At 68.0% G+C, this 15120-nt stretch carries 11 protein-coding genes; 6 read left to right on the forward strand and 5 right to left on the reverse strand.

Features of this window, described 5'->3' with window-relative positions; genetic code table 11:
* Positions 1-44 precede the first annotated feature (44 nt).
* The 3 genes from hrpA to A5622_RS03880 all read left to right on the forward strand — a co-directional run bounded on the left by hrpA (position 45) and on the right by A5622_RS03880 (position 6707).
* The gene (hrpA, locus tag A5622_RS03870) at positions 45-4004 is read left to right on the forward strand and encodes an ATP-dependent RNA helicase HrpA (RefSeq protein ID WP_066876773.1); all 3960 of its coding nucleotides are present in this window, start codon (positions 45-47) and stop codon (positions 4002-4004) included.
* Between the two features lie 154 nt (positions 4005-4158).
* A complete protein-coding gene (locus tag A5622_RS03875) occupies positions 4159-5634 on the forward strand; it encodes an FAD-dependent monooxygenase (RefSeq protein WP_066876877.1) in 1476 nt (491 codons plus the stop codon).
* Positions 5635-5729: 95 nt separating this feature from the next.
* Entirely contained in the window at positions 5730-6707 is a 978-nt protein-coding gene (locus A5622_RS03880; protein ID WP_066876775.1) for a hypothetical protein, read from the forward strand.
* Between the two features lie 30 nt (positions 6708-6737).
* Here A5622_RS03880 and A5622_RS29525 read toward each other — a convergent pair whose 3' ends face one another.
* Complete coding sequence (locus A5622_RS29525; protein ID WP_197497982.1) at positions 6738-6920, reverse strand: hypothetical protein; 183 nt, start codon at positions 6918-6920, stop codon at positions 6738-6740.
* Between the two features lie 137 nt (positions 6921-7057).
* Between A5622_RS29525 and zwf the strand changes: the two genes are divergently transcribed.
* Positions 7058-8557, forward strand: a complete 1500-nt coding sequence (gene zwf / locus A5622_RS03885) for a glucose-6-phosphate dehydrogenase (protein WP_066863071.1) — start codon at positions 7058-7060, stop codon at positions 8555-8557.
* A 32-nt stretch (positions 8558-8589) separates the two neighbouring features.
* Here the strand turns inward: zwf and A5622_RS03890 are convergent, their stop codons facing one another.
* A complete protein-coding gene (locus A5622_RS03890) occupies positions 8590-9513 on the reverse strand; it encodes a class I SAM-dependent methyltransferase (protein WP_066876776.1) in 924 nt (307 codons plus the stop codon).
* Positions 9514-9697: 184 nt separating this feature from the next.
* Between A5622_RS03890 and A5622_RS03895 the strand changes: the two genes are divergently transcribed.
* Complete coding sequence (locus tag A5622_RS03895) at positions 9698-10579, forward strand: CoA ester lyase (RefSeq protein WP_066876778.1); 882 nt, start codon at positions 9698-9700, stop codon at positions 10577-10579.
* Positions 10580-10695: 116 nt separating this feature from the next.
* Positions 10696-11928 carry an osmoprotectant NAGGN system M42 family peptidase gene (locus A5622_RS03900; protein ID WP_066863061.1) on the forward strand — a complete coding sequence of 411 codons (1233 nt, stop codon included), beginning with the start codon at positions 10696-10698 and terminating at the stop codon, positions 11926-11928.
* Positions 11929-11933: 5 nt separating this feature from the next.
* Here the strand turns inward: A5622_RS03900 and A5622_RS03905 are convergent, their stop codons facing one another.
* The 3 genes from A5622_RS03905 to A5622_RS03915 form a co-directional block, all read right to left on the reverse strand.
* Positions 11934-13391, reverse strand: coding sequence for an aldehyde dehydrogenase (locus A5622_RS03905; protein WP_066876780.1), 1458 nt, complete (start codon positions 13389-13391; stop codon positions 11934-11936).
* An 86-nt stretch (positions 13392-13477) separates the two neighbouring features.
* Positions 13478-14245: a class I SAM-dependent methyltransferase gene (locus A5622_RS03910; RefSeq protein WP_066876781.1), complete on the reverse strand. Its 768-nt coding sequence runs from the start codon at positions 14243-14245 to the stop codon at positions 13478-13480.
* Positions 14246-14297: 52 nt separating this feature from the next.
* Positions 14298-14981 carry a GAP family protein gene (locus A5622_RS03915; protein ID WP_066876783.1) on the reverse strand — a complete coding sequence of 228 codons (684 nt, stop codon included), beginning with the start codon at positions 14979-14981 and terminating at the stop codon, positions 14298-14300.
* Between the last annotated feature and the right edge of the window lie 139 nt (positions 14982-15120).

Consider the following 15120-nt stretch of genomic DNA (forward strand, 5'->3'; position numbering starts at 1 on the left):
CACCTCGTGGCCGGCGCCGCCGGATGACGCCTATCGTGGCAGCAGTGGCCGAACCGTCTGTCGCGCAGTTGCGCACACAGCTCGACGGTGTGACGCTGCGCGACGCGGCCCGCTTCGGCCGGCGCCTGAAGAATTTGCGCGGGGCCCCGGCCGAGAAGCTGCGGCGGCTCGCCGACCAGATCGCGGCCGCGCAGGCGGTCGTCGCCGCGCGCCACGCCGCGGTCCCCGCGATCGCCTACCCCGACCTGCCGGTCAGCGAGCGGCGGCAGGAGATCGCCGAGGCGATCCGGGCGAATCAGGTGGTGGTGATCGCGGGCGAGACCGGGTCGGGGAAGACCACCCAGCTGCCCAAGATCTGCCTCGAGGCCGGCCGCGGTGTCCGCGGAACCATCGGGCACACCCAGCCGCGCCGGCTGGCCGCCCGCACCGTCGCACAACGCATCGCTGACGAGCTGGGCAGCCCGCTCGGCGACGTCGTCGGCTACACGGTGCGGTTCACCGACCAGGTCAGCGACCGCACGCTGATCAAGCTGATGACCGACGGGATCCTGCTGGCCGAGATCCAGCGCGACCGCCGCCTGCTGCGCTACGACACCCTGATCCTCGACGAGGCCCACGAGCGCAGCCTCAACATCGATTTCCTGCTCGGTTACCTGCGCGAGTTGCTGCCGCACCGGCCCGACCTGAAGGTGATCGTCACCTCGGCGACCATCGAGCCGCAGCGCTTCGCCGCCCACTTCGGTGGAGCCGAACCTGGGCCCAGCGGCGGAGCCGAGCACGGGCTCAGCACCACCGCGCCCATCATCGAAGTGTCGGGACGCACGTATCCGGTGCAGATCCGCTACCGGCCGCTGGAGGTTGCCGTACCGGTCGACACGCAGGATGATCCCGACGACCCCGACCACGAGATCGTGCGCACCGAGACCCGCGACGAGGTCGAGGCGATCGTCGACGCCATCGCCGAGCTCGAGGCCGAGCCGCCGGGGGACATCCTGGTCTTTCTGTCGGGTGAGCGCGAAATCCGAGACACCGCAGAGGCTTTGGGCGGCGTCCTCAAACACACCGAGGTGCTTCCGTTGTACGCCCGGCTGCCCACCGCCGAGCAGCAGAAGGTGTTCGCGCCCCACACCGGGCGCCGCGTCGTGCTGGCGACCAACGTCGCCGAGACGTCGTTGACCGTGCCCGGGATCCGCTATGTGATCGACCCGGGCAACGCCCGCATCTCCCGTTACAGCCGGCGCCTGAAGGTGCAGCGGCTGCCGATCGAGCCCGTCTCGCAGGCGTCCGCCGCGCAGCGGGCCGGCCGGTGCGGCCGGGTGGCGCCCGGCGTGTGCATCCGGCTGTACTCCGAACAGGACTTCGCGACCAGGCCGCGCTACACCGATCCCGAGATACTGCGGACCAACCTGGCGGCCGTGCTGTTGCAGATGGCGGCGCTGCAGCTCGGCGACATCGACGAGTTTCCCTTCCTCGATCCGCCAGACCGGCGCAGCGTGCGCGACGGTGTGCAGCTGCTGGCCGAACTGGGCGCGTTCGACCAGCACGGCGCGATCACCGACCTCGGCCGCCGCCTCGCGCGGTTGCCCGTCGACCCGCGGCTGGGCCGGATGATCCTGCAGGCACAGACCGAGGGATGTGTGCGCGAAATGCTGGTGCTGGCCGCTGCGTTGACGATTCCCGACCCGCGGGAGCGGCCCAGCGACCGCGAGGAGGCGGCCCGTCAAAAGCATGCCCGCTTCGCCGACGAGCACTCCGACTTCATGTCCTATCTCAACCTTTGGCGCTATCTGCGCGAGCAGCGGAAGTCGTTATCCGGCAATGCGTTTCGGCGGATGTGCCGTTCGGACTTTCTGCACTACCTGCGCATCCGCGAGTGGCAGGACCTGGTCGGGCAGCTGCGCAGCATCGCCCGCGACCTGGGAATCGTGGAGGACGCCGCGTCCGACGAGCCGGCCGATCCGGCCCGGGTGCACGCGGCGCTGCTCGCCGGGCTGCTGTCGCATGTGGGTATGCGCCGCGAAGACACCCGCGAGTATCTGGGCGCGCGCAACTCGCATTTCGTGCTGGCGCCCGGCTCGGCGCTCAGCAAGCGGCCCCCGCGCTGGGTCGTCGTGGCGGAGCTGGTCGAGACCAGCCGGCTGTACGGGCGCACCGCCGCCCGCATCCAGCCCGAGCTCGTGGAGCGGGCCGCCGGTGACCTGGTGCAGCGCACCTACAGCGAACCGCATTGGGACGCCAAGCGCGGCGAGGTGATGGCCTACGAGCGGGTGGCGCTGTACGGGCTGCCGCTCGTCGCGCGCCGCCGGGTCGGATACGCACGCATCGAGCCGATGTTGGCGCGGGAGCTGTTCATTCGCCACGCGCTGGTCGAAGGCGACTGGCAGACCCGTCACCACTTCTTTCGCGACAACGCACGGCTGCGCGCGGAGCTCGAGGAGCTGGAGGAGCGCGCCCGGCGGCGCGACCTCCTGGTCGGCGACGGCGAGATCTATGCGCTCTACGACGCCCGCATCCCCGCCGATGTCGTCTCGGCGCGGCACTTCGACGCCTGGTGGAAAAAGCAGCGCCACCAGACGCCGGACCTGCTCACCTTCGCCCGCGCCGACCTGCTGCGCACGAACGAGACGGCCGCCGCGGATCGGCCGAACACGTGGCGGACGGGCGATGTCGCGCTGCCATTGACCTACCGCTTCGAGCCGGGCGCCGCTGACGACGGCGTCACCGTGCACGTGCCGATCGACGTGCTGGCCCGCCTGGGCGGCGACGAGTTCGCCTGGCAGGTGCCGGCGCTGCGCGAGGAGCTGGTGACCGCGCTCATCCGCTCACTGCCGAAAGACTTGCGCCGCAACTTCGTTCCCGCCCCCGACACCGCGCGCGCGGTGCTGGCGGCAATCGACCCGGGCGGTGAGCCGCTGCTGCCGGCGCTGCAACGCGAGTTACGCCGTCGCACCGGGGTATTGGTGCCCGTCGATGCCTTCGACTTGGACAAGCTGCCGTCGCATCTGCGGGTGACGTTCGCGGTCGAGTCCGGTGACGGCGCCGAGGTGGCGCGCGGCAAGGATCTGCGGGTGCTGCAGGAACGGCTCACGACGCCGGCCCAGCAGGCCGTCGCCCATGCGGTCGCGGGTGATCTGGAGCGGACCGGGTTGCGGGGCTGGCCCGAGGACCTCGACGAACTGCCGCGGGTCGCCGAACGCACGGTCGGCGGGCGCACCGTGCGGGGCTTTCCCGCATTCGTCGACGCGGGCGGCGGCGTGGACCTGCGCGTGTTCGCCACGTCGTTCGAGCAGGAGCAGGCGATGCGACCCGGGATCCGGCGGTTGATTCGCCTGAGCATCGCGTCGCCGACCAAAGCCATTGTGCGTCAACTTGATCCACGCACCCGGTTGGTTCTCGGCAGCAATCCGGACGGTGACCTGTCCGCGCTGCTGGAGGACTGCGCCGACGCCGCGGCCGACGCGCTCGTGTCGGCGCCGGTGTGGACGCGCGCGGAGTTCGCCGCGCTGCAGCAGCGGGCGGCAAAGTCCTTGTCGCCCACCACCGTCGACATCGTGGGCCGGGTCGAGAAGGTGCTGACCGCCGCCCAGGAGGTGCAGCTCCAGGTGCCCGCGAATCCGCCGGCCGCGCAGGTCGACGCGATTGCCGACGTCCGCGCGCAGCTGGATCGGCTGCTGCCGGCCGGTTTCGTCGCCGCTACCGGGGCCGCCCACCTCGCCGATCTCGCCCGCTACCTGCTCGCGATCCGCCGCCGCCTAGAAGGCCTGTCCCGTGCGGTCCAGGCCGATCGGGAGCGCATGCGCCGGGTGCACGCGGTGCAGGATGCCTACGCCGAGCTGATGCGCGAGCTGCCGCAGGCGGCCAAGGCGGCCGCCGACGTCCGGGATGTCGCCAGGCAGATCGAGGAATTCCGGGTGAGCCTGTGGGCCCAGCAACTCGGCACGCCCCGCCCGGTCAGCGAGCAGCGGATTTACCGCGCGATCGACGCCCTGCGCGACCGCTGGTGATCGATGTTCCCCGCCACTTTCAACCTATAGCGCATCCGGGGGCTTGCCGCAAGACCCGGGTGCTGATGCAAAATCGCTGTCCTCAACCAGAATTCAATCGAATCGGGGTAGCGAAGTGGGCGTTTGGCGGTCAGCGGAGAACTCGCACGGCGACATGGAGCACGCGGTGCTCATTGTAGGGGGCGGCCCGACGGGGCTGATGCTGGCGGGCGAACTGGGTTTGGCGGGAATCGACGCCGCCATAATCGAGCGGCGCACCAGCCAGGACCTGGTCGGGACGCGGGCCGGCGGGCTGCATGCCCGCACGATCGAGGTTCTCGATCAGCGTGGCATCGCCGATCGGTTTCTGTCCCGGGGCCAGGTGGCTCAGGTCGCCGGCTTCTCCCAGATCCGGTTGGACATCAGTGACTTTCCCACCCGGCATCCCTACGGACTCGCGCTGTGGCAGAACGAGATCGAACGTATCTTGGCGGACTGGGTCGACGAGCTGGGCGTGCCGATCTATCGGGGCGAAGAGGTGGCGACCGTCGCGCAGGACGACGACGGCGCCGACGTCGGACTGTCCGATCACCGGATGCTGCGGGCGCAGTATGTCGTGGGGTGCGACGGCGGACGCAGCGTCGTCCGCAAGGCGGCCGGCATCGAGTTTCCGGGCTGGGAGGCGACCACGAGCTATTTGCTCGCCGAAGCCGAAATGGACTCCGCGGCCGAGCAATCCCCGCAGTGGGGCATCCGCCACGACGCGCTCGGTGTCCATGCCCTTTCGGTTGCCGAGGAGGGGGGACCGGTTCGGATCATGGTCACCGAGCGGCGCCTCGGGCCGCCGTCCGAACCCACGCTGCGCGAGCTGAGTGAGGCGCTCGTCGCCGTATACGGAACCGACTACGGGATCCACAGTCCCGCTTGGATTTCCCGGTTCACCGACGCGGCGCGACAGGCCGCGAACTATCGGCGCGGGCGGGTTCTGCTCGCCGGCGACGCCGCGCATATCCATCACCCGGTGGGTGGGCAGGGCCTGAACACCGGCGTGCAGGATGCGGTGAATCTGGGCTGGAAGCTGGGCCAGGTGGTCACCAAGACATCACCCGACAGTCTGCTGGACACCTATCACGCCGAACGGCATCCGGTCGCCCAGCGTGTGCTGCGCAACGCGTTGGCGCAGATGGCGCTCCTTCGCCCCGACGACCGCACCCAGGCGCTGCGCGACACCGTGACCGAGTTGCTCGACATGGACGAACCCCGCTCGCGTTTCGCGGCGATGATGTCGGGCTTGGACATCCGCTACGACCTGGGGGAGGGGCACCCGCTGGTGGGGCGCCGCATGCCCGACCTGGATCTACTCACCGCCGACGGTTCGTCGCGCGTGTTCGACCTGCTGCGAGACGCCCGTCCGGTGCTGGTTAATTTCGGCGACGCCGGCGGCATCGACATCGTGTCCTGGGCGGACCGGGTGCACCTGGTCGACGCGAAACATGTTGGCCCATGCGAACTTCCGGCGCTAGGGGCGGTCAGCGCGCCGCCGGCGGTGCTGATCCGACCGGACGGGCACGTCGCCTGGGTCGGCGCCCGCGCCGACACGGCGCTGCACCGGGCCCTCGGCACCTGGTTCGGCCCACCCGTCGCGACCTGAGGCCGACCGCGCCCACGCCGAAAAAGGTGACTTGTGTCGGCCCGCGCAGGGTGTAACGTGCGTGTTCGCTGTTCAAGAGCAGGAAAGCACTCATCGTGGACATGGCAACCGAGCAACCGCCGACGGCGCCGCAGGATTGGGCCGAGGCCCAACCCTTGCTCAGGCCGGTGCTGCGCCCGCAGAGCTACGTCAATCACTTGGTCAACACCGGCGCCCAGCCGTGGGTGCGCCCGGTGTTTCCCTTCATCAACGAGATGGTCGTGGTCGACCTGCCGACCGTGCGGGCCATGGTGACACCGGCGGAAACGGGTGCCTGGGGCATCACCGGCGATCAGGCCTTCGCGGTCGCCCGGGAGAACCTGTCGGCGCAGCAGCAGACCTTCGCGCCCGGTGAGAAGTTCCTGTTGAAGGACGCCGATGGCGGCACCTATATCGATTCGATGATCCTGGCCACCGGGTGGCTGGGTTCGCTGGCGGTGGCCGGCGGCCCCCGTCCGCTGGTGTTTTTCCCGGGCGACGGTGTCTTGCTGCTGGGCACCGACGCGCCCGACGACGCCGGGGACCTCTTCGAGGTCGCCGAGCAGATGTACCTCGATGCCGAGCAGCCGATCTCGCCGCAGGGCTACACCATCGAGGGCACCATCATCGCGCCGTTTGATCAGGCCGGGCCGCACCCGCTGCGCGAGCTGGCGCTGCGGGCCCGAACACTCTTGGCCACAAAGGAATACCGCCACCAGACCGAATTCTTGCGGGAGCACTATGAGCGCGAATTGTTCCCGCAATACGTCGGCGACGCACAGATGATCGAAACGGCCTGGGGCCGGCGCAGCACCGCGGCGTGGGGTCAGGGCATCCCGTGGGAGCTGCCGCAGACCGATTACGTGACTTTTCTGGTCGGCGATCCGTCGAACGTGTCCGACAAGTTCACCGTGCCATTCGCGACGGTCGTCGACGTGGTGGGCATCCTGCCCGTTGCCGGAATCAGTCCGGTCCGCTACCGGGCCAACGAATGGCCCGCGCCCGAGCTGCTGACGACGCTGAAGGCGCACGCCATCGACCTCCCGAGCGAATGAGCGTGCTCGGCGAGCCGGGCCGGCGGCCGATCAGTCCGGCGGCTCGTTGGTGGCACCTCGGACGGCCGCTTGCTCCCGGTCGCTGCGGTTGCCGGGAACGCCTTCGGCTTCGCTTTCCTCGGTAACCTTCTCCTCGAGCTGGTCGACGATGTTTTCCAGCTCCTGCGCGCGGCTCAGCGGGTCTTTGTCGGGTTTGGTCATATCGCTTTCCAACTGGCGTGGGTGGGGAGACGGGCCCCGGCGCCGGGAACCCGCCGCTATTCCATACCCGATCGGGCGATTGCTAACCAGAATCGGGCGGCCGTGAGACGGACGAGACACAGCGCCGCGACGGTGGAAGTATCGCAAGAGTGGCTACCGAGAAACCTCAGACCATCGCTTACCCAGCTGCCGACGCCCGCCCGCGTCGCCACCACGCCGATGCGCTCGACCCGCATGTCATCGTCCTTTTCGGTGCGACGGGCGATCTGGCGAAACGAAAGCTGATCCCCGGCCTGGCCTACCTGGACCAGTCGGAATTAGCGCCCAATATTCAAATCGTCGCCACGTCGTTGGAGGACCTGAGTCAGGAGGAATTCCGCGAGATCGCCAAGGAGGCGATCGATTCCTTCGGCTCGCACAAGCTGACGGACGAGCAGTGGGCCAATTTCGCCGGCATCATCAGCTACGTCCCGCAGGGCGCCGGACCCGAGGCACTGGCCGAGGCGGTGGCCCAGGCCGAGGAGAATCTGGGGGCTAACGTTCGGCGCCTGCATTATCTGTCGGTTCCACCCAAGGCGGCGCGCGCCGTGATCACCATGCTGCGCGACGCCAAGCTGGTCGAACGGTCGCGGGTGGTGATGGAAAAACCGTTCGGCACCGATCTGGCCAGCGCCGTGGCGCTGAACGACTTCGTGCACGAAACCTTCGAGGAATCCCAGATTTTCCGCATCGACCACTTCTTGGGCAAGGAAGCCGCGCAGAACATCTTGGCGTTTCGGTTCGCCAACGGCCTCTTCGAGCCGATCTGGAACCGCAACTTCATCGATCACATTCAAATCGACATCCCCGAGGACAAGGGCTTGGAGCAGCGGGCGAACTTCTACGAAGAGACCGGGGCCTACAAGGACATGGTGGTGACCCACCTGTTCCAGGTGATGGCGTTCGTGGTGATGGAGCCGCCGACGGCGCTCGAGCCGTTTGCCATCAGCGAGGAAAAGAACAAGGTGTTCCGGTCGATGCTGCCGGTCAAGCCGGCCAACGTGGTTCGGGGTCAGTACAACGGATATCGCGACGAGGACGGCGTGGCGAAGGATTCCGACACCGAAACCTTCATCGCCCTCAAGGTCGGCATCGACAATTGGCGGTGGGCGGGGGTGCCCATCTACCTGCGGACCGGCAAGAAGATGGCCGAGGGCATCCGCATCATCTCGATCGCGTTCAAAGAGGCGCCGCGGACCATGTTTCCGCCCGGATCGGGTGTGGGCACGCAGGGCCCCGATCACCTCACGTTCGACCTTGCCGACAACTCGAAGGTTTCGTTGTCGTTCTATGGCAAGCGGCCCGGCCCGGGCATGAAGCTGGACAAGCTGTCCATGCAGTTTTCCTCCCAGGAGATCGACACCGTCGTGGACGTGCTCGAGGCCTACGAACGGCTGATCCTCGATGCGATGCGGGGCGACCACACGCTGTTCAACACCGCGGAGGGCATCGAATCATTATGGGAGCGTTCCGAAGATCTGCTCAGCGACCCGCCGCCCGCCAAGCTGTATCAGCCAGGCACATGGGGGCCCAACGCGATTCACCAACTCATCGCGCCCAACGCATGGCGGCTGCCGTTCGAGCGGGGGTGGCGCGAAGCCAAGTCCTAGCGGACGTGGATTACCACCGAAACCGCTGGGACTCAGCCCAATTCGGCACTGAGGTAACTGATCGAGTGACGGAACTCCTTGAGGATTTCGTTGTCCGGCAGCACGAATCCGTACTCGGCATAGACCTGTTCGGTCGGGTGGCGGGTGACGTTCCAACCGGTGTCGGCCAGGTGCTCGCCGGCCGGGCGGCGCTCGCCAAGCCAGACGAGCTCGGCGACGTCGATGTCGAGCCCGTGCTGACGCCAGGTGTTGCGCATCGCCCGAGCGCGTTCGTCGGTGAACACGCTCATGTCGGTGATGTTTTCCGTGGCCAGCCGGCTGCCCGGCGCGCTGAGCGCGGTGATGTTGTCCAGCAGCCGGTCCTGGGCGTCGGGCGGTAGGTAGGGCAGTAGACCCTCGGCGATCCAGGCGGTGGGCGAGTCGGCGTCAAAGCCGCTGTCCCGCAGCGCCGTTGGCCAGTCGTCGCGCAGGTCGATTGCGACGGTGCGGCGCTCGGCGGTCGGTTCGGCACCGATCCGGGCGAGCGTGTTCGTCTTGAAGGCGATCACCTCGGGCTGGTCGACCTCGAAAACCACGGTGCCCGAGGGCCACGCCAACAGATAGGCCCGCGCGTCGAGCCCGGCGGCCAAGATGACGGCCTGCCGTATGCCCGCCGCGGTGGCGGCGCCGAAGAAGTCGTCGAAATACCGGGTCCGCACGGTCATCTGCTCGCGCCGCTGCTGCAGGGTCATCGGCATGTCGTCGGTCTCGAGCGGGATTTCGTTGTCCAGCATGCGGGTGAAGAAGGGGTGCCCGACCGCCCGCACCAACGGCTCGGCGAATCGGTCGTCCAGCAACGGGTCCGGCTCACGGGACGCCAGCGCTCGGGAGGCCGCCACCATCGTGGCGGTCGCCCCCACGCTGGACGCCAGGTCCCAGCTGTCGCCCTCGCTCCGCGCCGAGCCTAATGATGACATTCGTTTTCCCCTTCCGCCGATCCACTCGCGGCGTCGGCCATTTCGCCTGCCGGACCGCTGACCACCGGCGCACGGCTCCACCGGTACCGAAGGGTACTTTCTGCCTAGGCCGCGCGCACCCCACACCCGTCGCGCACGCTCGTGACTCTCCCGCTCCAACGACGACAGGAAGTGAATCGCTTTCATGGCACCGACCCTGCGCCCGCGCCGATCCGCCCTGTACCTCCCCGGCAACAAGCCGCGCGCGCTGGAGAAGGGTAAGACGCTGCCGGCGGACGTGCTGATCTTCGACCTCGAGGATGCCGTGGGTCCCAACGCGAAAGCCGATTCGAGGATGACGGTGTGTGACGCGATCTCGTCAGAGAGCTACCGGCCCCGCGAGGTCGTGGTGCGCATCAACGGCTTGGACACCGACTGGCACGACGACGACCTGGCGGCGGTGGCCGGTTCCGCCGCCGACGGCGTGCTGGTGCCGAAAGTCGAGACGGGTCAACAGGTTCGAGCGCTGGCCGACGCGCTGGACGCATTGGGAGCGCCGAAGTCGTTGCAGCTGTGGGTGATGATCGAAACGCCCCGGGCCTTTCTGCGGGCCGAGGAGGTCGCGTCGGCCAGCGATCGCCTGGCCGGTTTGGTGGTGGGTACCAACGACCTGGTCAACGAGCTGCACGGCCTGCACGTGCCCGGGCGCGCACCCGCGGTGCCCGCCCTCGGCTTGGCCTTGCTGGGAGCCCGGGCGGCCGGAAAGGTCATCTTGGACGGCGTGTTCAACGACGTCACCGACGACGGCGCATTCCGGGCCGAGGCTCGGCAAGGCCGCGAGATGGGCTTCGACGGCAAGACCCTGATCCACCCGTCGCAGATCGCCCCCGCCAACGAGCTGTTCGGTCCCTCACACAAGGAAGTGGAGGACGCCCGCAAGATCGTCTCGGCCTACGAGCAGGCGCAGGCGTCCGGCACCAGCGTCATCACCGTCGACGGCCGCATGATCGAGAGCCTGCATGTGCGCGACGCCCAGCGCATCCTCACCCTCGCGGATCTGATCGCCCAGATGGAATCCGCTTCTTAGGGGCAGCGGACATATCGAACGCCCGCAGCCGTGGTGCGGCGCCCGCCGCGACGGGCGTTCGGTGCCGCTCACACGGTAGGTTGAACGCGTTCGGAGGCGACTCGAGAGGAGATAACGTGGGCCAGATCGCGGCCATGGCCGAGGCCGACCGCACCTGGATGATCGACACCCTGCTGGCGCTGCTGCAGACCCCGAGCCCGTCGGGACGCACGGATGCGGTGATGCAGGTGATCGGCGACATCTTCGACCACTTCGGGGTGCCGTTCACGCTGACCCGGCGCGGCGCGCTGACCGCCGAACTGCCGGGTGAGTCCGCGACCATCGACCGCGCCATAGTGGTTCACTCCGACACCATCGGCTGCATGGTCAGCGACCTGAAGGACAACGGCCGCCTTCAACTGGTCCCGGTCGGCACCTTTTCGGCGCGGTTCGCCGCGGGCGCCCGGGTGCGCATTTTCATCGACGACCCCGATGAGTTCATCACCGGCACGGTCATGCCGCTCAAGGCCAGCGGGCACGCATTCGGCGATGAGATCGACACACAACCCACCAACTGGGAGCACGTCGAGGTCCGCATCGACCGCAAAGTGTCCTCGCGCGAGGACCTGGTTCGGCTCGGCCTGCAGGTCGGTGACTTCGTGGCGTTGATCACCAGCCCCGAGCTCACCGCCGACGGCTTCATCGTCTCACGCCATCTGGACGGCAAGGCGGGCGTCGCGATAGCGCTCGCGCTGGCCAAGAACTTCTCCGAGAACAAGGTGGTGCTGCCGCACCGCACCACGATCATGGTCACCATCACCGAGGAGGTCGGCCACGGGGCCAGTCACGGCTTGCCCGCCGATGTCGCCGAGCTGGTCTCGGTGGACAACGCGGTGTGCGCGCCCGGCCAGCATTCCCTCGAGGACGGCGTGACGATCCCGATGGCCGACATGCATGGCCCGTTCGACTACCACCTCACCCGCAAACTCTGCCGGCTGGCCCGCGAGCAGGGAATCCCATTCGCCCGCGACGTTTTTCGCTACTACCGGTCCGATGCCGCGGCGGCGATCGAAGCGGGTGCCAACACCCGCGCCGCGCTGGTCGGCTTCGGCCTCGACGGCAGCCATGGCTGGGAGCGCACTCACATCGATTCGCTCGAGTCGGCCTACAACCTGCTGCACGCCTGGCTGCAGACGCCGCTGACGTTCGCCAAGTGGGACGCCAAGCCGACCGGCAGTCTGCGCGACTTCCCGTCGTCGGAGCAGCCCGCACCGAGCGAGCGGTGGGTGCCGCTGTCTCGCGGCGATTTCGAGAGCCCCGGCGAGGCGTCGCCCGGGACGGTCTGGCCGCCGGAGGGGCCGCAGGCGTGAGGCCGCTACATCTGTGCCCAGACGATCTTGGTCTGTAGGTAGGTCTCGATGCCGGCCTTGCCTGACTCGTGGCCCCAGCCGGACTGCTTGTAGCCGCCGAAGGGCATCGAGTGGTCGTAGGGAAAAGCGCAGTTGAGCCCGACGGTTCCGGCCGCCAGCCGCTTGGCCAGTCGATGGGAGCGGGCGAGGTCCTTGGTCCACACCGTGGCGGCCAGCCCGTAGGTGCTGTTGTTGGCCAACGCGACGGCCTCGTCCTCGTCGTCGAAGGGCAGGACCGTGACGACGGGCCCGAAGATCTCTTCCTGGAACAGCCGGCTGGTGTCGGGATCGACGTTGGTGACGACCGTCGGGTGCACGAAGTAGCCCTTGCGATCGAGGCGGTGGCCGCCGGTGACGATTTCCGCGCCGTCGGACCTGCCCTGCTCCAGGTAGCCCAGCACCCGGTCGAGCTGCTTCTGGCTGATCAGCGGTCCGCTCATGGTCCCCTCTTCGTTGGGGCCGCCCATCTTCATCGCATTCGCCACCATCGCCATGCCCTCGACGACCTGGTCGTACACACCACGCTGCACCAGAATGCGGGAGCCGCACACGCAGGCCTGCCCCGAGTGGACGAACGTGCCGAACGCCGACATCGGGACGGCCTTCTTCAGTTTCGCGTCGTCGAAAATCAGCACCGGTGACTTGCCGCCGAGCTCGAGGGTGACCTTGTTGAGGTTGCTGTCGGCCGCGGCGTGCACGATCGCGCGGCCCACCTCTGTCGAGCCGGTGAAGGCGACCTTCTCCACGTCGGGGTGCGCGGTGATCGCCGCGCCGACGGTGTGTCCGTATCCGTTGACCAGGTTGGCCACCCCGTCCGGGATTCCGGCCTCGGCCAGCAGGCGCATCAGCACGTGCGCCGAAAGTGGCGTCTCCTCAGCGGGTTTCACCACACTGTTGCACCCGGCCGCCAGCGACGGCGCAAGCTTGGCGCAGAAATTGAACACGGGGCCGTTCCACGGGAAAATCAGCCCGACCACGCCGTAGGGCTCGCGCACCGTATAGGTGTGCATGTGCGAATCGACGCCGGTCAGGCCGCCGGTGTTCACATCGCGCGCAATGCCGTCGATCTTGGTACACCAGCCGGCGTAATAGCGGAACCACTCGGCGCCGATTTTCACCTGCATCTGCGCTTGAGCGGGATACATCCCGGCGTTCAGCATTTCGAGCTCGGCGAGCAGCTCGGCGTTCTCGTCGATCAGGTCGGCGACCCGCCACAGGACCTTGGCTCGCTCGTAATCGGGCTTCCCGGACCATATTTCGGACTCGGCGCTCGCTTTCGCGCGCGCGACCGCCTCGTTGACGGCTTCGGTACCGCCGTCGGTGAACTGGCTGATCTGTTCCTCGGTGGAGGGATCGAAGATCGGGATCACGTCACCGGTACCGGGGATTTCTCGGACCTCGGCCAATACGGATTGCACCGTCATTGCGTCTCCTAAGTGAATGCGGCAGAAGTTACGCGCTTAACCCCCCGCTGTCTACGACATCGGCAAACGGAACGTCCAAGCGGCGCTTAGCGGCCGCGGGCGATCCGATCGGCGCGCCAGCACCGGGACTGCATGGGGACGTCGATCACGTCGGCGCCGGGGAAACGCTCGGTCAAGATGGCTCGGGCGTTGTCGAGCCGCTGCGCGCGGTCGTCGGGGGAGGCGATGATCACCCGGCTGTAGGTGGCGAGCATCGCGACGATGTCGTCGACCGTCATCGTGCGCACGAAATCGAACGTCTCGCGCGCGACGTTGTGGAATATCTGCGGATCCGGCAGTACGACGTTCTCGTGGCGCCGGCGGAAGCGGTCGGGCGCATCCAGATCGGACGTGTCGTCCTTGGGCAGCACCTCGAGGTCGCGGACCCAGTCCACGTCGCGATCGCGACTGGTCCAGATCAGCCCGAACGGACCGCGGTCGCGCAGCACGCGGCCGATCTCCGGGACGGCCCGGTCGGGATCCATCCAGTGCCACGCCGAGGAGACGAAGACCGCGTCGGCGGAGTTGTCCGGGAGGGGAATCGACTCACCGGTGCCCGCCACGGCGCGAACTCCGGGGGACCGCTCGGCCAGCACCGCTCGCATCCGCGCATCGGGCTCGACGGCGACGACTTGCGCTGCCCGGCCGACGAGCGTGCGGGTGAACAGGCCGGTGCCCGCACCGACGTCGACGGCCAGCTCGCAGTCCGACGGCAGCAGCCAGTCCACCGCCTGCTGCGGAGGCTGCGGCCGCAGCCCGTCGTAGTCCTCGGCGATCGAGCCGAAGGACATTGCGCGTTCGTGGCGATCGGTCACACGCGACAAGGTAATCCAGCTCGCTGTGCATCAGATGAGAAGTCGTACCACCTCACCACAGCGCGCTGTGGTTGACGATTGCGTCGGCGATGAGCCCGGTTCCGAAAACCAGGAACAACAGCCGCACCGACATCGGCCCGTAGCGAGTGAGGGCGCGCACGATCGCGCGCTGAATGCGCTGGGCCCGCATGGTTTTTCTCATCGAGAGGGCAAGGATCAGCAGCGGCGGCGACAGGGCGATGGCCCAGTAGACGAGGATGACCAACGGCCAGAGCGGCGGCCGCGGGTGCACCGCGGCGAGCATCGCCAAGCCGGTGAGATAGGGCACGGCGGTAGGGGCCTGGCCACTGCCCACCGCCAGCCCCAGAAATCCGAGCAGCCAGGGCCGTTGCCGCATCGCCGCCAGCGCCCAGCCGGGTGCCGACGACTGTGCGGTCAACGGAAAGAAGGCCAAGCAGATCAACGCGATGCCCAGCAGCAGTTCGCCCCGGAAACGAATGGCCGGTGTCAGGTGAAAGTCGAGGACCTCGGTGATGAAGCCGATGCCCAGTACGGTGCACACGCCGAATGTGGTCGTCACCGCGAACACGCCCGCGACGTAACTCAAGGCGCCGGGAAGCGGAGACCGGCGCCCCAGCCGGCTGTCGAAGATGACCGCCGAAACCACTCCCACGTTGAGCACGTTGAGCGAGTCGAGAAACGCCAGACCGGCAAGCGCCAGTGCCAGAGCCGCCACGCGTCCGCACCGGGCCTAGCGCGCGGATTTGCCGGCCGCCCGCAGCGGGCTGCGCGCTGACCTCGGCGTCAGGATCAAGGCGGCGATCATGCTGCAGAGAATACGAGTTCGGATGAGAACGTGTCGGGTGAGGTTTCGG

The organism is Mycobacterium sp. 1245801.1 (assembly GCF_001673055.1).
Lineage (GTDB): Bacteria > Actinomycetota > Actinomycetes > Mycobacteriales > Mycobacteriaceae > Mycobacterium > Mycobacterium europaeum_A.

Bases quoted from the DNA above. Each gene is read 5' to 3' on its own strand.
- A5622_RS03875 (WP_066876877.1), top strand. From the start codon at position 4,159: ATGGAGCACGCGGTGCTCATTGTAGGGGGCGGCCCGACGGGGCTGATG.
- A5622_RS03890 (WP_066876776.1), bottom strand. From the start codon at position 9,513: ATGTCATCATTAGGCTCGGCGCGGAGCGAGGGCGACAGCTGGGACCTG.
- A5622_RS03895 (WP_066876778.1), top strand. From the start codon at position 9,698: ATGGCACCGACCCTGCGCCCGCGCCGATCCGCCCTGTACCTCCCCGGC.
- A5622_RS03905 (WP_066876780.1), bottom strand. From the start codon at position 13,391: ATGACGGTGCAATCCGTATTGGCCGAGGTCCGAGAAATCCCCGGTACC.